Source organism: Agrococcus jejuensis (assembly GCF_900099705.1).
Classification (GTDB): domain Bacteria; phylum Actinomycetota; class Actinomycetes; order Actinomycetales; family Microbacteriaceae; genus Agrococcus; species Agrococcus jejuensis.
Window position 1 is genome coordinate 856,378 of the sequence record NZ_LT629695.1, and the last position, 22,571, is coordinate 878,948.

The 22,571-nt window shown below is 72.2% G+C and carries 24 protein-coding genes and 1 tRNA gene; 13 read left to right on the plus strand and 12 right to left on the minus strand.

Translation table 11 applies throughout. The features are described 5' to 3' along the window. The first annotated feature begins 77 nt into the window (after positions 1 to 77). Positions 78 to 575, plus strand: coding sequence for a hypothetical protein (locus BLQ67_RS04055; protein WP_092502672.1), 498 nt, complete (start codon positions 78 to 80; stop codon positions 573 to 575). 89 nt (positions 576 to 664) lie between these two features. Here BLQ67_RS04055 and BLQ67_RS04060 read toward each other — a convergent pair whose 3' ends face one another. Together BLQ67_RS04060 and BLQ67_RS04065 are read right to left on the minus strand one after the other, a co-directional pair. Next, positions 665 to 1,348 (minus strand): response regulator transcription factor, encoded by a 684-nt coding sequence (locus BLQ67_RS04060; RefSeq protein WP_092502674.1) that lies wholly within the window; start codon positions 1,346 to 1,348, stop codon positions 665 to 667. Beyond that, complete coding sequence (locus BLQ67_RS04065) at positions 1,345 to 2,490, minus strand: sensor histidine kinase (protein WP_092502676.1); 1,146 nt, start codon at positions 2,488 to 2,490, stop codon at positions 1,345 to 1,347. Before BLQ67_RS04065 ends, BLQ67_RS04060 begins: the two co-directional genes overlap by 4 nt. Positions 2,491 to 2,621: 131 nt before the next feature. Here BLQ67_RS04065 and phoU point away from each other — a divergent pair, with 131 nt between their 5' ends. Further along, positions 2,622 to 3,290 (plus strand): phosphate signaling complex protein PhoU, encoded by a 669-nt coding sequence (gene phoU, locus BLQ67_RS04070; protein WP_092502678.1) that lies wholly within the window; start codon positions 2,622 to 2,624, stop codon positions 3,288 to 3,290. 75 nt (positions 3,291 to 3,365) lie between these two features. Here the strand turns inward: phoU and BLQ67_RS04075 are convergent, their stop codons facing one another. Continuing rightward, entirely contained in the window at positions 3,366 to 4,112 is a 747-nt protein-coding gene (locus BLQ67_RS04075) for a phosphoglyceromutase (protein WP_092502680.1), read from the minus strand. Positions 4,113 to 4,192: 80 nt separating this feature from the next. Here BLQ67_RS04075 and BLQ67_RS04080 point away from each other — a divergent pair, with 80 nt between their 5' ends. Together BLQ67_RS04080 and BLQ67_RS04085 are read left to right on the plus strand one after the other, a co-directional pair. Beyond that, positions 4,193 to 5,029 (plus strand): class I SAM-dependent methyltransferase, encoded by an 837-nt coding sequence (locus BLQ67_RS04080; protein WP_092502682.1) that lies wholly within the window; start codon positions 4,193 to 4,195, stop codon positions 5,027 to 5,029. 94 nt (positions 5,030 to 5,123) lie between these two features. Continuing rightward, the gene (locus tag BLQ67_RS04085) at positions 5,124 to 6,023 is read left to right on the plus strand and encodes a DMT family transporter (RefSeq protein ID WP_231945157.1); all 900 of its coding nucleotides are present in this window, start codon (positions 5,124 to 5,126) and stop codon (positions 6,021 to 6,023) included. A gap of 18 nt (positions 6,024 to 6,041) precedes the next feature. Here the strand turns inward: BLQ67_RS04085 and ygfZ are convergent, their stop codons facing one another. From ygfZ to BLQ67_RS04100, 3 genes are all read right to left on the minus strand, one after another. Beyond that, on the minus strand, positions 6,042 to 7,085 hold the full coding sequence (gene ygfZ, locus BLQ67_RS04090) for a CAF17-like 4Fe-4S cluster assembly/insertion protein YgfZ (RefSeq protein ID WP_092502686.1): 1,044 nt from the start codon (positions 7,083 to 7,085) through the stop codon (positions 6,042 to 6,044). Beyond that, positions 7,085 to 7,711 carry an FABP family protein gene (locus BLQ67_RS04095; protein WP_092502688.1) on the minus strand — a complete coding sequence of 209 codons (627 nt, stop codon included), beginning with the start codon at positions 7,709 to 7,711 and terminating at the stop codon, positions 7,085 to 7,087. Before BLQ67_RS04095 ends, ygfZ begins: the two co-directional genes overlap by 1 nt. A 167-nt stretch (positions 7,712 to 7,878) precedes the next feature. After that, positions 7,879 to 8,148, minus strand: a complete 270-nt coding sequence (locus tag BLQ67_RS04100; RefSeq protein ID WP_092502690.1) for a hypothetical protein — start codon at positions 8,146 to 8,148, stop codon at positions 7,879 to 7,881. 63 nt (positions 8,149 to 8,211) lie between these two features. Between BLQ67_RS04100 and BLQ67_RS04105 the strand changes: the two genes are divergently transcribed. The 5 genes from BLQ67_RS04105 to BLQ67_RS04125 all read left to right on the plus strand — a co-directional run bounded on the left by BLQ67_RS04105 (position 8,212) and on the right by BLQ67_RS04125 (position 13,573). Continuing rightward, a complete protein-coding gene (locus BLQ67_RS04105; protein ID WP_092502692.1) occupies positions 8,212 to 8,859 on the plus strand; it encodes a response regulator transcription factor in 648 nt (215 codons plus the stop codon). Continuing rightward, positions 8,852 to 9,673: a mycothiol synthase gene (mshD, locus tag BLQ67_RS04110; protein WP_092502694.1), complete on the plus strand. Its 822-nt coding sequence runs from the start codon at positions 8,852 to 8,854 to the stop codon at positions 9,671 to 9,673. The genes BLQ67_RS04105 and mshD overlap by 8 nt, the downstream gene beginning before the upstream one ends. Before the next feature lie 101 nt (positions 9,674 to 9,774). Further along, positions 9,775 to 11,958 carry an RNA degradosome polyphosphate kinase gene (locus BLQ67_RS04115; RefSeq protein ID WP_092506769.1) on the plus strand — a complete coding sequence of 728 codons (2,184 nt, stop codon included), beginning with the start codon at positions 9,775 to 9,777 and terminating at the stop codon, positions 11,956 to 11,958. Then, positions 11,955 to 12,878 (plus strand): NUDIX hydrolase, encoded by a 924-nt coding sequence (locus BLQ67_RS04120; RefSeq protein WP_172802247.1) that lies wholly within the window; start codon positions 11,955 to 11,957, stop codon positions 12,876 to 12,878. Before BLQ67_RS04115 ends, BLQ67_RS04120 begins: the two co-directional genes overlap by 4 nt. A 104-nt stretch (positions 12,879 to 12,982) precedes the next feature. Further along, the gene (locus BLQ67_RS04125; RefSeq protein WP_092502698.1) at positions 12,983 to 13,573 is read left to right on the plus strand and encodes a hypothetical protein; all 591 of its coding nucleotides are present in this window, start codon (positions 12,983 to 12,985) and stop codon (positions 13,571 to 13,573) included. A gap of 43 nt (positions 13,574 to 13,616) precedes the next feature. Here the strand turns inward: BLQ67_RS04125 and pstB are convergent, their stop codons facing one another. The 6 genes from pstB to BLQ67_RS04155 form a co-directional block, all read right to left on the minus strand. Beyond that, positions 13,617 to 14,396 carry a phosphate ABC transporter ATP-binding protein PstB gene (pstB, locus tag BLQ67_RS04130; RefSeq protein WP_092502700.1) on the minus strand — a complete coding sequence of 260 codons (780 nt, stop codon included), beginning with the start codon at positions 14,394 to 14,396 and terminating at the stop codon, positions 13,617 to 13,619. Between the two features lie 26 nt (positions 14,397 to 14,422). Beyond that, complete coding sequence (gene pstA / locus BLQ67_RS04135) at positions 14,423 to 15,502, minus strand: phosphate ABC transporter permease PstA (RefSeq protein ID WP_092502702.1); 1,080 nt, start codon at positions 15,500 to 15,502, stop codon at positions 14,423 to 14,425. Beyond that, the gene (gene pstC, locus BLQ67_RS04140; protein WP_092502704.1) at positions 15,502 to 16,488 is read right to left on the minus strand and encodes a phosphate ABC transporter permease subunit PstC; all 987 of its coding nucleotides are present in this window, start codon (positions 16,486 to 16,488) and stop codon (positions 15,502 to 15,504) included. The genes pstA and pstC overlap by 1 nt, the downstream gene beginning before the upstream one ends. A 99-nt stretch (positions 16,489 to 16,587) precedes the next feature. Next, a complete protein-coding gene (locus tag BLQ67_RS04145; protein ID WP_092502706.1) occupies positions 16,588 to 17,685 on the minus strand; it encodes a phosphate ABC transporter substrate-binding protein PstS in 1,098 nt (365 codons plus the stop codon). A gap of 343 nt (positions 17,686 to 18,028) precedes the next feature. Continuing rightward, complete coding sequence (locus BLQ67_RS04150; RefSeq protein WP_092502708.1) at positions 18,029 to 18,619, minus strand: hypothetical protein; 591 nt, start codon at positions 18,617 to 18,619, stop codon at positions 18,029 to 18,031. A 78-nt stretch (positions 18,620 to 18,697) separates the two neighbouring features. Further along, the gene (locus BLQ67_RS04155; protein WP_092502710.1) at positions 18,698 to 19,324 is read right to left on the minus strand and encodes a hypothetical protein; all 627 of its coding nucleotides are present in this window, start codon (positions 19,322 to 19,324) and stop codon (positions 18,698 to 18,700) included. 183 nt (positions 19,325 to 19,507) lie between these two features. Between BLQ67_RS04155 and BLQ67_RS04160 the strand changes: the two genes are divergently transcribed. The 4 genes from BLQ67_RS04160 (at position 19,508) to BLQ67_RS04175 (ending at position 22,539) form a co-directional block, all read left to right on the plus strand. After that, positions 19,508 to 21,166, plus strand: a complete 1,659-nt coding sequence (locus BLQ67_RS04160) for an alpha/beta fold hydrolase (RefSeq protein WP_172802248.1) — start codon at positions 19,508 to 19,510, stop codon at positions 21,164 to 21,166. 176 nt (positions 21,167 to 21,342) lie between these two features. Beyond that, a tRNA-Lys gene (locus BLQ67_RS04165) sits at positions 21,343 to 21,418 on the plus strand. A gap of 38 nt (positions 21,419 to 21,456) precedes the next feature. Then, the gene (locus BLQ67_RS04170; RefSeq protein ID WP_092502713.1) at positions 21,457 to 21,693 is read left to right on the plus strand and encodes a hypothetical protein; all 237 of its coding nucleotides are present in this window, start codon (positions 21,457 to 21,459) and stop codon (positions 21,691 to 21,693) included. Between the two features lie 126 nt (positions 21,694 to 21,819). Then, positions 21,820 to 22,539 (plus strand): SPFH domain-containing protein, encoded by a 720-nt coding sequence (locus BLQ67_RS04175; protein ID WP_092502715.1) that lies wholly within the window; start codon positions 21,820 to 21,822, stop codon positions 22,537 to 22,539. Positions 22,540 to 22,571: the final 32 nt, after the last annotated feature.

Here is a 22,571-nt window from a genome sequence, read left to right on the forward strand (position 1 = left end):
GGGGGCGGCTCGGAGGTCGTGCGAGCCCCCGCTAGACTCGGTGTCGTCCCGTGCGCGGAATCGAAGGAGCAGCACCCGTGAAGTCCCGCCTCGCCGCCGCAGCGGCTGCCGTCATCGCGACGGCGACGCTCGCAGGCTGCAACTTCATCACGCCGCAGGCCACGCAGTTCCAGTACGACGCCGCGGACGGCGTCTCCGGCACCTCGGGTGCCGTCGAGATCCGCAACGCCGTGCTCGTCGTCGACGGCGAGCTCTCGAGCCTCGCGGTCACGTTCGTCAACGACGGCCCGGCGACGACGCTGCAGGTCACGGTCGGCGACGAGACGCAGATCGTCGACCTCGACTCGGGCCTCACGCCCTACGGCTTCCCCGAGCAGCAGCTCGTGTTCACGGCGCCCGTGACGGCGGGCACGATCGAGGACGTCGTGTTCTCGGCCGACGCCGCCGAGCGCGCGTCGCTCGCCGTGCCCACGTTCTCGACCGACGTCGCGAACTGGTCGGAGTACGGCCCCGTCGCACCCGCCGAGGACGAGGCTCCCGAGGCATCGGAGCCGGCGGAGACGCCCGCGCCGTAGCGCATCCCAGACGACGACCGACACCGTCACCCACGAAGGGGCGGCATCCACGCGGATGCCGCCCCTTCGTCGTGCAGGAGGTCCGGGCCTCAGCCCTCGAAGCGGTAGCCGAGGCCGCGCACCGTGAGCAGCTGCTGCGGCTCCGACGGGTCGGTCTCGATCTTCGAGCGCAGGCGCTTCACGTGCACGTCGAGCGTCTTCGTGTCGCCGAAGTAGTCGCTGCCCCACACGCGGTCGATGAGCTGGCCGCGCGTCAGCACGCGGCCGGCGTTGCGCATGAGGTACTCGAGCAGCTCGAACTCCTTGAGCGGCATCGACACCGACTCCCCTGCGACCGACACCGTGTGACGGTCGGCGTCGAGGCGCACGCGGCCGGCCTCGACGATGGCGTCGTCGAGGTCGCCCTCGGCGTCGACGCGCCGGCGCAGCACGGCGCGGATGCGGGCGAGCAGCTCGCGCGACGAGTACGGCTTCGTGACGTAGTCGTCGGCACCGAGCTCGAGGCCCACGACGACGTCGACCTCGGAGTCCTTCGCGGTGAGCATGATGATCGGCACGGTCGAGCGCGTGCGCAGCGTGCGGCACACCTCCGTGCCGGCCATGCCGGGCAGCATGAGGTCGAGCAGCACGAGGTCGGCGCCGTCGGCGTCGAACGACTCGACGGCCTCGAGGCCGTCGGGCACGTGGTGCACGTCGTAGCCCTCGCGGCCGAGCAGGTACGCGAGGGGCTCTGCGAGGGCGATCTCGTCCTCGACGAGCAGGATGCGGGTCATGCGGCTCCCTGAGCCTCGGGCTGCGCGACGGGGAGGCGCAGCGTGAACGTGGATCCCTGGCCGAGCCTCGACCAGAGCTGCACCTCGCCGCCGTGGCTGACGGCGATGTGCTTCGTGATGGACAGGCCGAGGCCCGTGCCGCCGGTGACGCGCGACCGCGCGGGGTCGACGCGGTAGAACCGCTCGAAGACGCGCTGCGCGTCGCCGGGGGCGATGCCGACGCCCTTGTCGGTGACGCTGACCTCGACGAGGTCGTCGCTCATGCGCACGCCGACGCCGACGTGCGACCCGTCCGGCGAGTACTGCACGGCGTTCGACACGAGATTCTGCAGCGCCATGACGAGCATCGCCTCGTCGCCGAGCACCGATGGCGCGTCGGCGACGCGCGTGGAGATGCGGATGCGCTTGGCCTCGGCGGCGACGCGCACGGCGTCGACGGCGCGCTCGACGACGCGCTCGACCTCGATGCGCTCGGGGTCGTCGAGCGGGTCGTCGTCCTGCACGCGCGACAGGTCGATGAGCTCCTGCGTGAGCGCGCCGAGGCGGGCGGCCTCGACCATGAGGCGCTGCGCGAACGCGCGCACGCGCTCGGGGTCGTCGGAGGCGGCGTCGATGGCGTCGGCGAGCAGGGTGACGGCGCCGATGGGCGTCTTGAGCTCGTGGCTGACGTTGGCGACGAAGTCGCGGCGCACGCCCTCGAGGCGGATCTCCTCGGTGCGGTCCTCGGCGAGCAGCAGGATGAAGCGCGCCCCGATGGGCGCGGCGCGCGCCGAGAGGTGGCGCACCTGGCTCTCGTCGAAGCGGCTGCGGCGCAGCTCGACCATGCGCTCCTCGGCCTGGCCGGATGCGCGCGCATCCTGCACGAGCTCCATGAGCTCGGCGTTCGCGAGCGCGCGCTCGGCGACGAGGCCGAGCGTCATCGCGGAGTCGGAGGCGCGCAGCACGGTGTTGGAGGCGTCGACGACGACGCCTGCCGACTCGAGCGCGCCGACGACGTCGGCGATGCCGTCGGGGATCGACTCGTTCGCGAGCTGCAGGGCGCGGTGGCCTCGCGATGCGGCGACGCCCCCGAGGTGCACGACGAGCGCTCCGAGCCCGAACCCGAACCCGAGCGCGAGCAGCACGATCCAGGTCGCATCCACGTCGCTCACGATACCGGCGCGCGCGAGCGCGCCCCCCTCCGATTCGCGCGGTGTTCAGCAAGGGGGCATGCGGTGTTCACCTTCGTCTGGAATGCTCGACCCGTATGCCCGCACGGGGGATGAGGAGTGTCATGCGCGAGGTCTTCAAGCAGGAGATGGCCGAGGTCCAGGATCGCCTGGTCGAGATCGCGGAGGACGTCGCGACGTCGATCGCACGAGCCACCGAGGCGTTCGGAGAGTCGAACGTGCAGCTCGCAGAGCAGGTGATCGCGTCCGACGCCGACATCGACGACAAGGCGAACGCGCTCGACGAGCTCGTCATCGACATCATCGCCAGGCAGGGCCCCGTCGCCCGCGACCTGCGCATCGTGATCTCCGCGCTGCGCATCTCGGCGTCGCTCGAGCGCATGGGCGACCTCGCTCGCCACATCGCGATGCTGACGCGCTACCGCTTCCCCGCGAACGTCGTGCCCGAGTCGCTGCAGCCCACGTTCGTGCAGATGGGTGCGGCCGACGTCGAGATCGCCGGCCTCCTCGTCGAGCTGCTGCGCACGCAGGACGTGTCGATCGCCGAGCAGATCGCCGGCTCCGACGTGCGCGTCGACGCGCTGCACAAGTCCGTGTTCGAGCAGGTGCTCGGCTCCGAGTGGGAGGGCGCGGCCCACGCCACCGTCGACGCGACGCTCGCGAGCCGCTACCACGAGCGCTTCGCCGACCACGCCGTCGGCATCGGCAAGAAGATGGCCTACCTCGCCACGGGCGACTGGCAGGCCGAGCTGCACGAGGTCGTCTCCGACTGAGTCGCAGCCCCCGGCACGAACGAGGCCCCCGGCATCTGCCGGGGGCCTCGTTCGTGCGTCGTGCGCGGGCGGGCGTCAGCCCTTGCCCTGGCTCGCCACGGCGGCGGCACCTGCGGCCGCGGCCTCGGGGTCGAGGTACACGCCGGGGCCCGTCGCGTTGAGGTCGGCGTCGAGCTGGTAGACGAGCGGGATGCCCGTGGGGATGTTGAGCGCGGCGATGTCGTCGTCGGAGATGCCCTCGAGGTGCTTCACGAGCGCCCGCAGCGAGTTGCCGTGCGCGGCGATGAGCACCGTCTTGCCCGCGCGGATGTCGTCGCTGATCGCGCCCTCCCAGTAGGGCAAGAAGCGGTCGATGACGTCCTTGAGGCACTCGGTGGCGGGCACGTCGCCGTCGATGCCCGCGTAGCGCGGGTCGTCGGCCTGCGAGTAGGCGTTGTCGTCGGAGATCGCGGGCGGCGGCACGTCGAACGAGCGGCGCCACAGCATGAACTGCTCCTCGCCGTACTCCTCGAGCGTCTGCGCCTTGTCCTTGCCCTGCAGGTCGCCGTAGTGGCGCTCGTTGAGGCGCCACGAGCGGTGCACGGGGATCCACGCGCGGTCGGCGGCGTCGAGCGCGAGGTTCGCCGTCTGGATCGCGCGCGTCAGCAGCGACGTGTGCACGACGTCGGGCAGGATGCCCTGCTCCTTGAGCAGCTCGCCGCCGCGCGCCGCCTCCTGGCGTCCCTGGTCGGTGAGTCGCACGTCGACCCATCCCGTGAACAGGTTCTTCTGGTTCCAGTCCGACTGGCCGTGCCGCAGCAGGATCAGGGTGTGCTCGCTCATGCGCTCAGCCTATCGAGGCCGCATGACCGGGCGATGGCGCGCGGACGTCGGCTGCGCCGCGCTGCTGCGACGATGGACGCATGGCTCCCATCGGGCGCATCACGCGCGGCACGACCGGCGTGAACCGGCTGCGCCGCGTCGACCGGTGGATCGCCGACCTGCCCGCTGCGCGCGTGCCCGGCGCGCTCGTCGTCGACCTCGGCTACGGCGCGAGCGCCACGACGTCGCTCGAGCTGCACGAGCGACTCGCGCGCCGGTCCCCCGACGTCGAGGTCGTGGGGCTCGAGATCGATCCCGAGCGCGTCGCGATCGCGTCGCGGGAGCTCGCGGAGGCGCTCGCCGCCGGCCCCGAGCGGCACGGCCGGGCGCTCGCCGACGACGTGCGGGTGTCGTTCGCGCTCGGCGGGTTCGAGGTGCCGACGGTGCGTCCGCCGCACGTCATCCGCGCCATGAACGTGCTGCGCCAGTACGACGAGCACGAGGTCGAGGCCATCTGGGCGCGGATGCTCGCGCGGCTCGCGCCCGGCGGCGTGCTCGTGGAGGGCACGTCGAACGAGGTCGGCCGCGTCGCGACGTGGGTGACGCTCGACGCCGCGGGGCCCCGCGCCCTCACGCTCGCGCTGCGGCTCGGCTCGATCGGCACGGATGCCATGCCGGCGCCGAGCGTGCTCGCCGAGCGGCTGCCGAAGGCGCTCATCCACCGCAACGTGCCCGGCGAGCGCATCCACGACCTGCTCGTCGCGCTCGACCGCGCGTGGGATCGCGCGGCGCACGTCGGCACGTTCGGCGCCGAGCAGCGGTGGGGCGCCGTCGTGCGGTCGCTCGCCGACGACGGCTGGCCGATCGATCGCGCCGCGCTGCGCCGCGCCCGCCTGGGCGAGCTCACGCTGCCGTGGGCGGCGGTCGCGCCGCGCTGAGCGCCGAGCCACGCCGCATCCGCTGGCCTGCGCGGGCCACGCGCGCGGCCCTGGCCCGCGCATGCCGACGCCGGCGCACGCGACGCTCGACCGCATGACCTCCACCGCACCACCGACCACGGGCACGCCCGTCGCGGGCATCGCGTGGGGGCTCGTGGGCGTGCTCGCCTTCTCGTTCACCGTCATCGCGACGCGCGTCGCGGTCGTCGACCTCGATCCGTTGCTCGTCGGCACGGGCCGCGCGGTCGTCGCTGCGGCGCTCGCGGGCGTCGCGCTCGCCTGGACCCGCCAGCGGCTGCCGTCGCGCCGGCAGTGGCTGCGCCTCGGCATCGTCGCGACCGGGGTCGTCGCCGGGTTCCCGCTGCTCACGTCGTACGCCCTCACGACGACGCCGGCGAGCCACGGCGCCGTCGTCATCGCGCTGCTGCCCGCGGCGACGGCGGTCGCGGCGACGGTGCGCGCCCACGAGCGTCCGAGTGCGCGCTTCTGGGTCGCGTCGGCCGCCGGCTGCGTCGCCGCCGTGACGACGGCGCTCGTCGCGGGCGGCGGGCCGCCCGCGCTGCACGGCGCCGACCTGCTGCTGCTCCTCGCGGTCGTCGCGGCGGCGGTCGGCTACGCCGAGGGCGGCGTGCTGGCCCGCGAGCTCGGCGCGTGGCAGACCATCGCGTGGGCGCTCGTGGTCGCGAGCCCCGTCATGGCCGCGCTCGCCGGGTCGTCGCTGCTCGTCGCACCCGCGGTCGCATCGCCGCAGGCGTGGCTCGCGTTCGCGTACCTGTCGGTCGTGAGCATGCTGCTGGGCTTCGTCGCCTGGTACCGCGGCCTCGCGATCGGTCCCATGGCGCGCGTGAGCCAGCTGCAGCTCGTGCAGCCGACGCTGTCGATCGCATGGGCGGCGCTGCTGCTCGGCGAGGTCATCACGGTGCCGACGATCGTCGGTGGTGCCGTCGTCGTCGCGTGCGCGGCCGTCGCGGTGCGCTCGCGCGCGTCGCGCTGACCGTCAGGGGGCGACGCGTCAGGCGCTCGGACGCCGCACGGCACCGAGACGCGGCAGGCGCGGCGGGCGGTGCGCGTGGCCCGCGGTCGGCGGCACGAGCACCTGCTGCGCCGCGGCGACGGGCACGTCGTCGTCGCCCGCGAGCACGACGAGGGATGCCTCGACGGGCGCCGAGCGCTTGAGCACCGCGAGCGCGACGGGGCCGAGCTCGTGGTGCTGGGCGGCGGCGGTCACGCGACCGACCTCGGCGCCCTCGAACGTCACCGCATCGCCTGCGACGGGCAGCGTCGACTCGCTGCCGTCGAGGTGCAGCAGCGCGAGCCGGCGCGGCGGAGCGCCGAGGTTGTGCACCTTCGCGACGGTCTCCTGCCCGCGGTAGCAGCCCTTCGCGAGGTGCACGGCGGTCGCGAGCCAGTCGAGCTCGTGCGGGATCGTGCGGTCGTCGACATCGGCGATCGTCGGGCGTCCGGCGGCGATGCGGCGGGCGTCGAGCGCGAGCGTGCCCGCGAGCGCCGGCGGCGTGCCGAGCTCGCCCGTCACGACCGTCTCGTGCCAGTCCCACGGGCCGAGGTCCTCGCCCGAGCCGTAGCGCACGCCGCCCTCGGCGACCGTCGGCCACGGGTCGTCCCAGGTCGCGCCCTCGGGGGCGACGGTGCCAGTCCAGCCGACGACGGGTGCATCGACGCGCGCGATCTCGACCTGCGCCCAGAACCGCATGCGCGTGAGCCACGTCTCGAGCGCATCCGCCCGGCTGGCGTCGAGGATGACCCACAGGGACTCGCCGTCGTCGACGAGCCGCATGGCGTGCTCGACGCGGCCCTCTGGCGACAGCACGAGCGTCTCGGTCGAGACGCCCGGCGCGAGGCGAGCGATGGCCTGCGTCGTGATGGAGTCGAGCCACGTGAGGCGGTCGGCGCCCGTGAGGCGCAGCACGTCGCGCGGCAGCAGCACCCACGCGCCGGCGTCGAGCAGTCGACCCTCCGCGATCGGGTTGCCGAGGTGCAGCGGCACGCCGTCGTCGCCGAGCACGGCGCCCGGCACGTCGACGAACGCGCTCGTCATCACTGCCCCTCGGAGGTCTCTGGCGCCTCGAGCCTGCGCACGCGCGACAGGCGTGCGGAGGCGTGCGTCGCGAGCGGGCGACCGAGCGCCGCGAGATCCCACGCCCACAGCAGGTCGCCGTCGACGAGGCCGAGCATGCGCGTCGACGCCGAGTGCGCCTTGGCACCTGGCGAGCGCATGACGGCATCGGTCGCGAGGTCGATGCGGGGGCCGGCGATGCGGCCCATGTAGAGCTCCGAGACGCCCGTCGGATGCGCGATGAGCGCCTCGATCTCGAACGCGCCGTCCTCGCTGCGCAGCTCCTCGACGTCGTCGATCGTGCGGGGTGCGGCGGTGCGCGGCAGCATGCCGGGGCCGTGGTCGCGGTCGTCGGCGTCGCGCGCGAGCGACCAGTAGCCCGACTCCGTCGCGAGCGGCGTGAGCTCGTCGTCGAGCAGCCACGCGTACGCCGAGTACGCCAGGTACGGCAGGCCGTGGTGCGCGAACGTCACGCGCTGCCCGAACGCGTGCTCACGCACGTCGTCCTCGGCAGCCTCGAACTGCACGTGACCCGTGCCCTCCCAGTCGCCGACGAGCCACTGCAGGGGACCGAGCTCCGCCGGGAGCGTCGGGTCGATGTCGAGCACTGGCTAGCGCTGGCCGCGGAAGAGGTTGCGGATCACGACGAACGAGAGGCCCGCGATCGCGAGGGACGCGAGGCCCAGGAGGCCGAGGAAGAAGATCTCGAGCGCGACGACGGGGATGTCCATGCCCTCATCCTACGCGCGCACGAGCAGCGTTCGCTGCGGGCGCGTCACGCGGCGATGCTGAGCGCCTTGAAGACGACCGTGGCGGCCGCGAGCACGATGACGGCGCCGCCGACGGAGGCGAAGAGGCGGTCGACGAGCCCCTTCTGGTTCGGGAACCCCAGCTGCACGCCGAAGGAGGCGAGCACGCACGTGCCGAGCACGATCGGCAGCCACACGGTGCGGTCGACGGGCACGAGCACGGCGACGACGATCGAGCCGACGACGGCGAGCGCCCAGATGGGCCAGATGCTGTGCCAGCGCATCGCTGCGGCCACGACTCCCCCGTCCATCCGGCTCCCCACGCCACCCTAGACTGTCCCGCGGGAAGGAATCTCGACGTGGCACAAGTGCTGATCCTCACCCGGCGCAGCGGCGACGTGCTTCCGAGCCTCGACCTGCTCGATCACCGGGTGACGCGCCTCCCTGCCGAGACAGGCTCGCTCACGCAGGCGAGCGACGCCGAGCTCGTCGTGGTCGACGGCGTCGTCGAGCTCGCCACCGCCAAGACCCTCTGCCGCATCGTCGAGCAGACCCTCAAGACGCCCGTGCTGCTCGTGCTCGGCGAGGGCGGCCTCGCCGCCGTGCAGCTCGACTGGGGCATCGCCGACGTCGTGCTCGACGCCGCAGGCCCCGCCGAGGTGGATGCGCGCATCCGCCTCGCGCTCGCCCGCTCGGCGCCGCGCGACCAGCCCATCGTCGCCGCCGGCCTGCGCATCGACGAGGCGAACTACCAGGCGTCGATCAACGGGAAGCCCCTCGACCTCACCTACAAGGAGTTCGAGCTGCTGCGCTTCCTCGCGTCGCATCCCGTGCGCGTCTTCACGCGCGAGCAGCTGCTCAGCGAGGTGTGGGGCTACGACTACTTCGGCGGCACGCGCACGGTCGACGTGCACGTGCGTCGCCTGCGCGCGAAGCTCGGCGACCTCGAGTCGGCCATCGGCACGGTGCGCAACGTCGGCTACCGCTTCGAGCTCTCGCATGACTGACGCAGCCGCGCTCGCGTCGCTCGTCGAGCGGTGCGTCGCGGCCGACGGCGTGAGCCCCGTCAACGACCAGGCGATGCTCGAGGCGCGCCGCGGCGACCGGGCGATCGTCGACCTCGACGGCTCTGGCATCGCCATCGCCGTCGTCGCCACCGGCGAGCAGGCGGGCGATGCGCCCGCCGAGGTCGAGCTCGCCGTCGACCCCGAGCACCGCGGCGCGGGCCTCGGCACACGCCTCGCCGAGCGCGTCGCCGCCGAGCATCCCGGCTTCGAGGCGTGGGCGCACGGCGACCTGCCCGCATCGCAGGCGCTCGCGGCGCGACTCGGCATGCAGCGCATCCGCACGCTGCTGCAGCTGCGCGCGCCTGTGCCCGCCGACGCCACGATCGACGCGCGACTGCGCCCCTTCGTCGAGGCGGATGCGGAGGCGTGGGTCGCCGTGAACGCCGCGGCGTTCGCGAGCCATCCCGAGCAGGGCAGGCTCACGGCCCGCGACCTCGCCGACCGTCGCGCGGAGGCCTGGCACGACGACGCGAACCTGCTCGTCGCGCCCGGCGCCGACGGGCTCGACGGCTTCGCGTGGATCAAGCCCGACGGCGACGTCGCCGAGCTCTACGCCCTCGGCGTCGCGCCGCACGCGCAGGGCTCGGGCCTCGGCGGCGTGCTCATGCGGGCGACGTTCGCGCGCATGCACACCCTCGGCTTCGCCACGGCGCACCTCTACGTCGAGGGCGACAACGCGCCGGCGCTCGGCCTCTACCGCTCGCGCGGCTTCGTCGACCACGCACGCGACGTGCGCTGGCGCCACCTCGCCTGATCCGCTCGTCGCGACCCCATCCGTTCACCTGCCGGTGCCAGGATGAGTGCATGGAAGACCAGTCCGAGCCCACGCCCACGACGTCGATCCCGACCGTGACGATGGCGCCCGAGCTCGCGGAGGGCGCGAGCTTCGCGCAGGCCACCGAGGCAGACCTCGACGACTTCGACGACGACGACGAGTACGACCTCGAGACGCACGGCGGCGAGACCGAGGACGGCCTGCCCGCCGACCGGTTCCTCGACCGCGAGCTGTCGTGGCTCGCCTTCAACCAGCGCGTGCTCGAGCTCGCCGAGGACGAGACGGTGCCGCTGCTCGAGCGCGCCAACTTCCTCGCGATCTTCGCGTCGAACCTCGACGAGTTCTTCATGGTGCGCGTCGCGGGTCTCAAGCGCCGCATCGTCACGGGCCTCGCGGTGCCGACGAACGTGGGCGTCTCGCCCGTCGACATCTTCAACCAGATCGTCGAGCGCGCCCACGAGCTGCAGCTGCGGCACGCCGACTGCTGGCGCCACTCCGTGCGCCCGCAGCTCTCGAGCGCCGGCATCGACATCGTGCGCTGGGGCGAGCTCGACGAGGCCGAGCAGCAGGTGCTGCGCCAGCGGTTCCACGACGACGTCTTCCCCGTGCTCATGCCGCTCGCGGTCGACCCCGCCCACCCCTTCCCCTACATCTCGGGCCTGTCGCTCAACCTCGCCGTGCGCGTGTTCAACCCGCTCACGGACTCCGAGGAGTTCGCGCGCCTCAAGGTGCCGCCGGTGCTGTCGCGCCTCGTCGCCGTCGAGGGTGCGACCACGCGATTCATCGCCCTCGAGGAGCTCATCGCCAACAACCTCGGCGAGCTCTTCCCCGGCATGCGCGTCGTCGACTGCGACGTCTTCCGCGTCACGCGCAACGAGGACGTCGCGATCGACGAGGACGAGACCGAGAACCTCATCCAGGCCCTCGAGAAGGAGCTGTCGCGCCGCAAGTTCGGCCCGCCCATCCGCCTCGAGGTGTCGGAGGACGTCGACCCCGACTCGCTCGACCTGCTCGTGCGCGAGCTCGGCATCACCGAGCAGGAGGTCTACACGCTGCCCGGCCTGCTCGACCTCACCGGCCTCTTCCAGATCTCGGGCCTCGAGCGCCCCGAGCTGCGCTACACGAAGCGCGTCCCCGTCACCGCCGCGGCGCTGAAGCCGACGGATGCCGAGGAGCAGGAGTCGATCTTCGACGCGATCACGCGCAAGGACGTGCTCGTGCACCACCCTTATGAGACCTTCGCCACGAGCGTCCAGGCGATGCTCGAGCAGGCGGCCGACGACCCCGACGTGCTCGCCATCAAGCAGACGCTGTACCGCACGAGCGGCGACTCCCCCATCGTCGCCGCGCTCATCCGCGCCGCCGCGAAGGGCAAGCAGGTGCTGGCGCTCGTCGAGGTGAAGGCGCGCTTCGACGAGACGAACAACATCCAGTGGGCGCGCACGCTCGAGCGAGCCGGCGTGCACGTCGTCTACGGCCTCGTGGGCCTCAAGACGCACTGCAAGCTGCTCGTCGTCGTGCGCCGCGAGCGCGGCCGCCTGCGCCACTACTGCCACGTCGGCACGGGCAACTACAACCCGAAGACGTCGCGCATCTACGAGGACTTCGGCCTCTTCACCGACAACGACCAGGTCGGCCTCGAGATCACGCGCCTCTTCAACCAGCTCTCGGGCTTCGCGATCGAGCGCAAGTTCCAGCGCCTGCTCGTGGCACCGCTGCACCTGCGCAAGGGGCTGCTGAAGCGCATCCGTCGCGAGACCCGCAACGCGCAGGCGGGCAGGCCCGCACGCATCCGCATCAAGGTGAACTCGATCGTCGACGAGCAGATCATCGACGCGCTGTACCGCGCGAGCCGCGCGGGCGTCGAGGTGCAGGTGTGGGTGCGCGGCATCTCGTCGATCAAGGCGGGCGTGCCCGGGCTGTCCGAGCACATCCAGGTGCGCTCGGTGCTCGGTCGCTACCTCGAGCACTCGCGCGTGTTCTGCTTCCTCAACGGCGGCGACGAGGAGGTGTGGATCGGCTCGGCCGACATGATGCACCGCAACCTCGACCGCCGCGTCGAGACGCTCATCCGCCTCACGTCGACCGAGCACATGGACGACATCGCCGCGCACTTCGACACGGCGATGGCCCCCACGACGGCGTCGTGGTGGGCAGAGCCCGACGGCACGTGGACGCGCCACGCGTTCGACGACGACGGCAAGCCGCTCGCCGACCTGCAGCGCGACCGCATGATCGCGATCCAGCGGAGGCGTCGCCGGTGACGCCGCAGCTCGCCGCGGGCGTCGGCCTGTGGCGTCGCACGACCGACGGCATCGAGGTGCTGCTCGTCGAGCGCACGAAGCACCGCGACCTGTCGCTGCCGAAGGGCAAGCTCGACCCGGGCGAGGCGCTGCCTGCGTGCGCCGTACGCGAGCTCGAGGAGGAGACGGGCTACCGCGTCACGCTGCAGGCGCCGCTCGGCACGAGCGAGTACCGCCTGCCGACAGGGCAGGACAAGGTCGTCTACTACTGGCAGGCCGAGCTGCGCGACCGGGATCCCGCGCACGCGTTCGCCCCGAACGACGAGATCATGGCGCTGCACTGGCTGCCGCTGGCCGAGGCCGTGTCGCGCTGCACGTACGAGCACGACGCCGTGCTCGTGCGCAGGCTCGCGGAGCGCATCGAGGCCGGCGAGGCCGACACGTTCGCGATCATCGCGCTGCGCCACGCGAAGGCCGCCGACCCGTACATGTGGGACCGCGACGACGCGTCGCGCACCCTCACGTCGCGCGGCGAGCGGCAGGCGCGTCAGGTGGCGCCGTCGATCGCGGCGTTCGGCGTGCAGAGCGTGCTGACGTCGACGGCCGTGCGCTGCCGGCAGACCGTCGCGCCGCTCGCCGCAGTCGCGGGCCTCGAGCCGCGCGCGGTGCGCTCACTCGCGCAGGACACGTACATGGGTCGCGGCGACCGCCTGCTGCGCCGCGTGACGAAGGCGCTGCGGCACCGCCGCACGACGGTGCTGTGCAGCCACCTGCCGGTCATCCCCGTCATCGTCGACGCCGTCGCGACGGCGACCGCAACGCCCGACACGCCCTCGCTGCACCGCGGCGCGATGCTGCACACCGCCGACTTCACGGTGCTGCACGTCGGCGGCGCCGACGGTCGCGTGCTCGCGGTCGAGACGCACGGCGCCCCGCACTGACGACGCGCGTGCGCCGTCGCCGTGACCCCGCACGCACCGCCCGCTCGGCTCCCGCGGAGGTTCGCCGGATAGGTTCCGTCACGACCCTCGGAGGTGATCCACGCATGCGACGCGCACGAGCGACGACCCCGCTCGCGGCCCTCGTGCTGGTGCTGGCAGGCTGCGCCGGCACCCAGCAGGGATCCGCCGACGCGTCGCGCGTCGACGTCGCCGTGACCACCGAGTCGCCGCGCGCGGGCGAGGAGCTCGTGCCCACCGTCGAGGTCGACGGCGACGCCATCCTCGTCGACGTGCCCGACGCCACCTGGCAGCTCACGCTGCTCGACGCCGGCCCCGTCGACCTCGACGACGTCGCGATGTTCGACGGCTCCGCGACCGAGGCGCCCTCCGACGGCACGCACGTCGTGTGGGTGTGCATGGATGCGACGCAGCTGCGGGGCGAGTCGGGGCAGTGGCTCTCCGACGCCGTGCGTGTCGAGGTGTGGGCGACCGACGACGGGCCCCGCTACGACGACCTCTCGGGCTTCGACTACGAGCCCGCCGGCCGCGCGCTCGACGTGTACGAGGCCTCCGGCAACGCGCTGAACGAGCCCTACGAGCGCGTGTGCCCCATCTTCGTCGTGCCCGACGACGTCGACGCGTCGACGATCGCGTTCGTGCCGAACGGCGGCGAGCCCGTCGTCCTCGAGCGCTGAGGCTCGAGCACGACGGGCTCGCACGCGGTGCTGCGGGTCGGGATCAGCCGAAGCGGCCCGAGACATAGTCCTCGGTCGCCTGCACCGAGGGGTTCGAGAAGATCGTCGTCGTCTCGTCGTACTCGATGAGCTTGCCCGGCTTGCCGGTGCCCGCGATGTTGAAGAACGCCGTCTTGTCGCTCACGCGTGCAGCCTGCTGCATGTTGTGGGTCACGATCACGATCGTGTACTCCTGCTTGAGCTCCTCGATGAGGTCCTCGATCGCGAGCGTCGAGATCGGGTCGAGGGCCGAGCAGGGCTCGTCCATCAGCACGACGTCGGGCGAGACCGCGATGGCGCGCGCGATGCAGAGACGCTGCTGCTGACCGCCAGAGAGGCCCGAGCCGGGCAGGTTGAGGCGGTCCTTGACCTCGTTCCACAGGTTCGCGCCGCGCAGGCTGCTCTCGACGAGCGCATCCTGGTCGGACTTCGCCATGCGCGCGTTGTTCAGCAGCACGCCGGCGAGCACGTTCTCGCGGATCGACATCGTCGGGAACGGGTTCGGACGCTGGAAGACCATGCCGATCTGGCGGCGCACGAGCACGGGGTCGACGCCCGCGCCGTAGAGGTCCTCGCCGTCGAGCAGCACGCTGCCCTCGACGCGGGCGCCGGCGATGACCTCGTGCATGCGGTTGAGCGTGCGGAGGAAGGTGGACTTGCCGCAGCCCGACGGGCCGATGAAGGCCGTCACCGAGCGGGGGGCGATCTCGAGGGACACGCCCTCGACCGCGAGGAAGTCGCCGTAGTAGACGTTGAGGTCGTCGACCTCGATGCGCTTGGACACGGAAGTGGTCTCCTGGTTCCTGCGGCTCAGCCGCGCAGCTTGGGGGCGAAGATCTTGGCGATGAGGCGCGCGACGAGGTTGAGCGCCATGACGATGAGGATGAGCGTCAGCGCGCCCGCCCACGCCCTGGCGACGGCCTCGTCGGGGTTCGTGCCCTGGTTCTGGTACTGGTTGTAGACGAACACGGGCAGCGTCATCATGCGTCCGTCGAACAGGTTCATGTTGAGGCTCGTCGTGAAGCCGGCCGTGAGCAGCAGCGGCGCCGTCTCGCCGATGACGCGCGAGATCGAGAGCATGATGCCCGTCATGATGCCGGCGATCGTCGTGGGCAGCACGACCTTCACGATCGTGCGCCACTTCGGCACGCCGAGGGCGTACGCCGCCTCGCGCAGCTCGTTCGGCACGATGCGCAGCAGCTCCTCGCTCGAGCGCACGACCACGGGGATCATGAGCACGGCGAGGGCGAGCGAGCCCATGACGCCCATCGAGGCACCGGGTCCGAGGAAGATCGAGAAGACGGCGAAGATGAAGAGGCCCGCGACGATCGACGGGATGCCCGTCATGACGTCGACGAAGAACGTGATGGCCTTCGCGATGCGACCCTTGCCGCCGTACTCGACGAGGTAGATCGACGTCATGAGGCCGATCGGCACCGAGATGATCGTCGCGGCGAGGGTGATGAGGATCGTGCCCCAGATCGCGTGGATCGCGCCACCGCCGGTGCCGACGACGCCGCGCATCGACGACGAGAAGTACTCGACGTCGAACCGCTCGATGCCCGACGAGATGACCGTGTAGAGCAGCGAGACGAGCGGGATGATCGCGATGATGAACGCGCTCGACACGAGCGCGGTGACGAAGCGGTCGATCGCGTGGCGCGGGCTCTCGCTGAGGCGCGACAGCACGTAGATGACCACGAGGTAGAGGATCGCGCCGACGACGAGCGTGCCGGCGACGTTGAAGTCCGACGCGGCCGAGCCCATGTTGATGAGCGCGAAGACGACGCCGGAGACGGCCATGGCGGCGACGAGGGTGACCCACGTCGCCCACTTCGGCAGGCGACCTGCTGCGAGCGAGCTCGTCTCGCGCGTGACGACGGCGGTCATCAGTTGGCTCCGGAGAACTGGGCGCGACGGTTGACGATCGCGCGGGCGATGGCGTTCACGAGGAACGTGACGACGAAGAGCACGAGGCCCGTGGCGATGAGCGTGTTCACGCCGTTGCCGTGCGCCTCGGGGAACTGCAGGGCGATGTTCGCGGGGATGGGCGTCGGGTTCGTCGACGTGAGCAGCTCGAAGCTGATGACGCCGGACACCGAGAGCACCATCGTGACGGCCATGGTCTCGCCGAGCGCGCGACCGAGGGCGAGCATCGCCGCGGAGACCATGCCGCCGCGGGCGAAGGGCAGCACGGCCATGCGGATCATCTCCCAGCGCGTCGCGCCGAGCGCGAGCGCCGCCTCCTCGTGGAGTCGCGGCGCCTGCAGGAAGACCTCTCGGCAGATGGCGGTCATGATCGGCAGGATCATGACGGCGAGCACGAGCGAGGCGGTGAGGATCGTGTTGCCCGTCGCCGACGCCTGGCCGCTGAAGAGCGGGAACCAGCCGAGGTTGGCGTTGAGCCATGCGTAGAAGGGCTGCACGAAGCCTGCGAGCGTGAGCGCGCCCCAGAGGCCGAAGACGACCGAGGGCACCGCGGCGAGCAGGTCGATGACGTAGCCGAGCACGGCGGCGAAGCGGCGCGGGGCGTAGTGGGAGATGAAGAGCGCGATGCCGATCGCGATGGGGGCCGCGATGACGAGCGCGATGAGCGACGCCCAGACGGTGCCGAACGCGAGCGGCACGACGTACTCGAGGAACGACCGGTCGCGGAGGATCGTGTTGTCCTCGCTCGACAGGCCGGGGATGCTCTGCGCGACGAGGAAGACCGCCACCGCTGCGAGCACGAGCAGGATGATGATGCCCGCGCCGAGCGCGGTCCCCGAGAAGATCGAGTCGCCGAGGCGACGGACTGCGGGCCGCGCCTGCTGCGTGGCCTTCGGCGGCAGCGCAGGCTCTTCCTGCTGCTGCTGCGCCGTGGAGCTGGTCGTCATGCCGCGTCGGCCCTTCGTGTCGGAAGCGGTGGCAGTGGTGTGGGGCTGATGACCAGGATGCCCTGCATCCCGGCCATCAGCCCCAAGTCGATCAGAGGATCAGCCCTCGACCTGGATCAGGTCGATGGCAGCCTCGATCTGCGTGCGCAGCTCGTCGTTGATCGGAGCGGAGCCGGCGTTCTCGGCAGCGGCGTCCTGGCCCTCGGCCGAGGCGACGTACGAGAAGTACGCCTGCACGGTCGCGGCGACCTCGGGGTCCTCGTACGAGGTGCAGCCGATGAGGTACGAGACGAGCGCGATCGGGTACGCGCCGTCGGCGGCAGCGGCCGGGTCGACGTCGAAGACGAGGTCGGCGTCGCCGCGGCCCTCCTCCTGCGTCGCACCGGCGACGAGCTCAGCAGCGGCCTCGGGCGAGAACGGGACGTACTCCTCGCCGACCTGCACCGCGACGGTGCCGAGGTCGCCGGCCTGCGACGCGTCGGCGAAGCCGATCGTGCCCTGGCCGCCGCCCACGCGGTCGACGACGCCCGAGGTGCCCTGGGCAGCCTCGCCGCCCTGGATGGGCCACTCGTCGGAGGCCTCGTAGGTCCACACGTCAGCAGCCGTGGCCTCGAGGTACGACGTGAACGTCTCCTGCGTGCCCGAGGCGTCCGAGCGGTGCACCGGCGAGACCGCGAGGTCGGGCAGCGTCGCGTCGGGGTTCTGCTCGGCGATCGCCGGGTCGTTCCAGTTCGTGATCGTGCCTGCGAAGAGGCCGGCGATCGTCGCTGCGTCGAGGTTCAGCGTGTCGACGCCGTCGATGTTGAAGATGACGGCGACGGGCGAGATGTAGACGGGGATCTCGATGATGTCGTCGGTCGTGCACGAGCCGAAGCCGCCAGCGGCGAGCTCCTCCTCGTTGAACGCGCGGTCCGAGCCGATGAAGTTCGACGCACCGGCGAGGAAGTTGTCGCGGCCCACGCCCGAGCCCGTGGGCTCGTAGATGACGTCCGAGTCGGGGTTCGCCTCGAGGAACGCGGCGACCCAGGCCTCCTGCGCTGCCGTCTGCGATGACGCGCCCGTGGCCTCGATGGTGCCGGTGACGCCACCCTCGACGGCCTCGCCGCCCGAGGTGCCCTCGTTCGCGGCGCAGGAGGCGAGGAGGATGCTGCCGACGCCGGCGATGAGCGCCGCGCGGCCGAGCTTCGTGATCTTCACGCTGTGATCCCTTTCGGAATGTGGGGAGTGCGGGGAGGAGCCCCGCATCGTCAGGCGCAGCAAAGGCGCCTCGCCCACGGTAGGGATCGGTCATGGCCCGCATGCCCTCGCCAGGTGAACGACAGGTGAACGCGCTCGGAACGTCTCGCTCGCCGATGGCGCGCATCCAGGTGCGGAGACGATGATGCCGGGCCGCGGAACGCCTCACGGCGGAAGGCCGCTCGAAGCGGCGAATATTGGAGCCCGGGGTTCGCGGCCCGGCGACGACCACTGTAGCGAACCCGGCCGCAGGGTTCGAGCGCGTTCGCGCGCCGCGAAGGCTCGGGCGTGTCCGCCGAGGGCGTCAGACGACGGGGACGGTGAAGTCCCAGACCTCGCCGGTCTCGTTGCAGGTGATGCGCCACGTGTCGAGCGCCCACGTGTCGGGCACCTGGTAGATCGCGTCGGCGTCGACGAACGACGGCTGCCTGCCCGCCATGAACAGGTCGTCCTCCGCGTACACCGACGTGCCGGAGCTGAGGCCCCACGACTGGCCGGACGGCTCGTCGACGAGGTGCACGCGGAACTGGAAGTAGAAGTCGGGCTCGCCGCGCAGCAGCTCGCCCGAGAGGTGCAGGATGACGAGCTGGTAGCCGGGCTCGGCCGTGACGCCGTTGACGTCGGCATCGACGCGCTGCGCCTCGGTGGCCTCGAACGACCACACGACGGCGGCGCTCGGGTCGTTCTCGAACTCGTACGGGCCGTCGAGGGGCGTCGCGCTCTCGGTGGGGTCGGTCGCCGGCTGCGTCGCGGGCGTCGACGGCGCGGAGGTCGGCTCGGTCGTCTGCGGCGTCGTCGGACCGGGCACGGGGATGACGCAGCCCGCGAGGGTCGCGACCGCCAGCAGTGCGGCGGCGACGCTGCCGAGGCGGCGCGTGCGAGGCGTGGTGTCCATGGATCCTCCCGAGGCTCGGGTCAGGATAGCCGCGCGACCCGCACGCTCCTTGGACCTTCGCTGGACGCCGCGCGAGCGTCAGTGGAGGGCGTCGCGCCGCTGCAGCGCCGCCGAGGCCGCGAGGTCGTCGGCGAGGGTCGCGAGCCGCGAGGCGCGCGTCGTGAGCCGCGTCGCCGCATCCGCGTCGAACGCGTCGCGCGCATCCGCCTCCGCGAGCGCGCCGGCGCCGGCGATGCGGCTGAACGCGGCTGCACGGTCGAGCGCGAGCGCGAGGTCGCCGGCGAAGACGCCGCGCAGGATCTCGTCGGCGAGCACCGCGATCTCCTCGGGCCCCGTGGGCGTCGCGGCGCCGGCCACGACGGGGTCGGCGGTGTGCAGACGCTCGACGCCGACCGTGAAGTGGGCGGCGACGTCGACCGCCTGCTGCGCCACCATCGTGCGCAGCAGGTGGATGCGCCACAGCGCGCCCGGCAGCGTGTGCGGCCGCGCGTCGGACCACAGCTCGGCGACGGAGTCGATGCCGTCGTCGGCGGCGAGGGCGAGCAGGCGCTCGACCACGTCGGCGTCGACGTCGGTGCGCACGCGCGCGAGGAGCGCGGCGGCCGTCTCGTGGGCGAGCTGCACGCGGGCGACGGGATCCATGTCGCCGACGAACTGCTCGAACCATCGCGACGCGTACCGCGCCGGTCGTGCGTGCTGGGCCATGCCCCTCCTTCGAAGCCTCAGGATGCAGCGTCCAGGGTACCGACGGCATTCCCGGCCGATGCGATGGGCACGCGCACCGCATCCGTCCCCCGACTTCCGCCGTGCGGGGGATCCGCCGGATGCGGGCCGCTGGATAGGAAGGAGGGCATGCGAAGCAGCAGACACCCCAGACCCCCTGTCCGGATGGTCGCGGCGATCGGCGCAGCAGCGCTGCTCGTCGTCGCCTCGCCCGCCATCGCGAGCGCCGCGCCCGCCCCGCAGCCGGCATCCTCCTCCCCCGCCGCGCAGGTCGACGCGCCGGTGCCCGAGCTCGCGTGGACCGCGTGCGACGGCGAGGGCCTCGAGGCGTTCGAGTGCGCGACCGCCGCCGTGCCGTCGGACTACGACGAGCCGACGGGCGACACGACGTCGATCGCGCTCACGCGCCTGCCTGCGACCGACCCGGCGCAGCGCATCGGCAGCCTCTTCCTCAACTTCGGCGGCCCGGGCGGCCCCGGCGTCTCGACGCTGCACCAGCTCGGCGCGTTCCTCGACCCGCAGGTGCACGCGCAGTTCGACGTCATCGGCTTCGACCCGCGCGGGGTCGGGCTCTCGGACCCCGTCACGTGCTTCCCCGACGCCGCCTCCGAGCAGGCGTTCCTCGCCGAGGGCATCGCCGTGCCCGTCACGCCCGAGGAGGAGGCGACGACGATCGCGCAGTTCGGCGTCATGGCGCTCGCGTGCGAGACCCTGTCGGGCTCGCGCATCGAGCACGCGTCGACCGCGAACGTCGCCCGCGACATGGACCTGCTGCGCCAGGCGGTCGGCGACGAGCAGCTGAGCTACCTCGGCTACTCCTACGGCTCGATCCTCGGCGCGACGTACGGGATGCTCTTCCCCGACCGCGTGCGCGCCCTCGCGATCGACGGCACGCTCGAGCCCTCCGGCTGGTCGGGCGGCGAGGGATCCATCGGCGTGCGCACCGGGCAGGGCGTCGCCGCGAGCGAGGTGTTCGGCGAGTTCCTCGACCTGTGCGCCGCGGCCGGCCCCGCATCCTGCTCGCTCGCCTCGACCGGCGACCCGCGCGCTGCCGTCGAGACGCTCTTCGCTCGCCTGCAGCAGCAGCCCGTCGAGATCCCGAACCCCGACGGCACGACGGTCACGATCGACTACGGCACGGCGGTCGCCGTCGCGTTCCAGTCGATGTACTCGCCCGTCGGCTTCGGCCCGCTCGCCGACACGTTCACGCAGCTGCTCGCGCTCACGGAGCCGCAGCAGACGATGACGACCCAGCAGCGCGGCGCCGAGCTGAGCGACGTCGGCGACTGGCTGCGCGAGCTCGGCCTCATCGACGACTACGCAGGCGTCGGCTCGGCGCTCGCGTCGATGTGCGTCGACGGCGAGCACCCGCTGCAGCCGTGGGACTACCCCGCGCAGGCCGACGCCGCCGACGCCGAGGCGCCGCACTTCGGGCGCTTCCGCTCGTGGGTCGGCGTGCAGTGCGACGTCGTCGAGTTCACCGACGACGACGCGTTCATGGGCCCGTGGGACCAGCCGACGCAGGCGCCGGTGCTCGTCATCGGCACGCGCCACGACCCCGCGACGCCGTACGACCAGACGCAGCCGTACGCCGACCGCTTCGAGAACGCCTCCGTGCTGACGGTCGAGGGCTACGGACACGCGACGATCGGCGTCTCGACGTGCGCGAACGCGGCGATCGCGACCTACCTCGCGACGCCCGGCGCATCCGTGCCGTCGTCGTGCGAGCAGGACGTCGCGCCGTTCCAGGCGCCGCCCGGCACCCCCGGCACGGCGCCGGCGTCGCTCGTCGGCGCGCCGGAGGCGCTGGCGCCCGGCGTGTGACCTCGGACTGATCGGTCACTCGTTGCCGGTGATTGGTCACTCGATGCCGATGAGTGGTCAGTAGATGTCGGTGAGTGGTCAGTAGATGTCGGTGAGTGGTCAGTAGATGTCGTCGCCACGGCGTGTCGACGACATCTACTGACCACTGTTCGCGTGGTGGAAGGATTGGACGTCGCGGGCCTCTAGCTCAGTCGGTAGAGCAGTGGACTTTTAATCCATCGGTCGTCGGTTCGAGCCCGACGGGGCCCACCATCTGAGCCCACGCAGGAGACGCGCCGTAGCCTCGCCGCATGGCGCACCACATCATGCTCGGCTCGACCCAGCCCTCCTGGGCGCTGCACGCCTCCGAGGACGTCGACCAGGTGCGCGAGCGCCTGCGCGTCGCCGCATCCACGCGGCAGGCCGTCGACGTGAAGGTCGTCATCACGGGCACGACGACCCCGACGATCCTCACGATCAACCCGGCCCAGCTCGGCTGGTGGGGCTTCCTCGACGCCGACGCGCCGCGCGTCCCAGCAGCAGGATGATGCGCCGACGACGCCGCGGCGAAGGGTGCGCGACGCGCGGGTGAACGATCGTCGATCGAGCCGCCGATCGGCCTCGAGCGCGTCGCGAGCACGCCACGCTGGACGCGTCGACGTGAAGGAGACGCGATGTTCGCCAGCATCCTCTCGGGCTTCGGTGGCGCGAGCCTCAACCAGATCCTGAAGGTGGGTGGCGGCGTCCTCACGGTGCTGCTGATCGTGCCCGCGCTGCTCAAGCTGTTCATCGTCACGGTCGACGAGGGCTGGGCGGCGATCCGCACGCGCAACGGCAGGCCCATCATCCGCAAGCGCGAGCACGCCGTGCGGTACACGCGCGGCCCGAAGGCCGGGCAGCTGAAGCACCCCGCGAGCCCCGAGGGCGAGCTCGTGGTGCTGCGCCCCGGCACGCACGGCGCGTTCCCGCTGCTGCTCTGGTACCGCATGGTCGACGTGCGCACGCGCGCCGCCGACCTGCCCGCCCGCCACCTCACGACCGGCACGGGCCACACGTACCTCGTGCAGGCGTCGATCGAATGGCGCCCCGAGGTCACGGGCAAGGCGCTCCGCGTCTTCGAGCTCGAGGTGCTCAACGTGCACGAGCGCGTGTCGAACGTCGTCGGCGCCGCGCTGCGCGACGTCATCCGCGACCTCGGCGCCCCGCCGCTGCCGTCGAACGCCGACATGTCGGACCTCGTGCTCGCCGAGTGCAGGCAGCAGGTGCTCGAGGCGTGCGGCGTCGAGCTCATCCGCGTCACGCTCACGGGCGACGCGCTCACCGAGGGCTACATGCTCGCGGAGGCGATCCGCACGCGCGAGCCCGGCGACGTCGTCGTGCCGCTCTCCCGCTGACGGGGGATGCCGCATCCAGGCCGGATGCGTAG

Bases quoted from the DNA above. Each gene is read 5' to 3' on its own strand.
- BLQ67_RS04060 (WP_092502674.1), bottom strand. From the start codon at position 1,348: ATGACCCGCATCCTGCTCGTCGAGGACGAGATCGCCCTCGCAGAGCCC.
- phoU (WP_092502678.1), top strand. From the start codon at position 2,622: ATGCGCGAGGTCTTCAAGCAGGAGATGGCCGAGGTCCAGGATCGCCTG.
- BLQ67_RS04075 (WP_092502680.1), bottom strand. From the start codon at position 4,112: ATGAGCGAGCACACCCTGATCCTGCTGCGGCACGGCCAGTCGGACTGG.
- BLQ67_RS04080 (WP_092502682.1), top strand. From the start codon at position 4,193: ATGGCTCCCATCGGGCGCATCACGCGCGGCACGACCGGCGTGAACCGG.
- BLQ67_RS04085 (WP_231945157.1), top strand. From the start codon at position 5,124: ATGACCTCCACCGCACCACCGACCACGGGCACGCCCGTCGCGGGCATC.
- ygfZ (WP_092502686.1), bottom strand. From the start codon at position 7,085: ATGACGAGCGCGTTCGTCGACGTGCCGGGCGCCGTGCTCGGCGACGAC.
- mshD (WP_092502694.1), top strand. From the start codon at position 8,852: ATGACTGACGCAGCCGCGCTCGCGTCGCTCGTCGAGCGGTGCGTCGCG.
- BLQ67_RS04115 (WP_092506769.1), top strand. From the start codon at position 9,775: ATGGCGCCCGAGCTCGCGGAGGGCGCGAGCTTCGCGCAGGCCACCGAG.
- BLQ67_RS04125 (WP_092502698.1), top strand. From the start codon at position 12,983: ATGCGACGCGCACGAGCGACGACCCCGCTCGCGGCCCTCGTGCTGGTG.
- pstA (WP_092502702.1), bottom strand. From the start codon at position 15,502: ATGACCGCCGTCGTCACGCGCGAGACGAGCTCGCTCGCAGCAGGTCGC.
- pstC (WP_092502704.1), bottom strand. From the start codon at position 16,488: ATGACGACCAGCTCCACGGCGCAGCAGCAGCAGGAAGAGCCTGCGCTG.
- BLQ67_RS04150 (WP_092502708.1), bottom strand. From the start codon at position 18,619: ATGGACACCACGCCTCGCACGCGCCGCCTCGGCAGCGTCGCCGCCGCA.
- BLQ67_RS04155 (WP_092502710.1), bottom strand. From the start codon at position 19,324: ATGGCCCAGCACGCACGACCGGCGCGGTACGCGTCGCGATGGTTCGAG.
- BLQ67_RS04160 (WP_172802248.1), top strand. From the start codon at position 19,508: ATGGTCGCGGCGATCGGCGCAGCAGCGCTGCTCGTCGTCGCCTCGCCC.
- BLQ67_RS04170 (WP_092502713.1), top strand. From the start codon at position 21,457: ATGGCGCACCACATCATGCTCGGCTCGACCCAGCCCTCCTGGGCGCTG.
- BLQ67_RS04175 (WP_092502715.1), top strand. From the start codon at position 21,820: ATGTTCGCCAGCATCCTCTCGGGCTTCGGTGGCGCGAGCCTCAACCAG.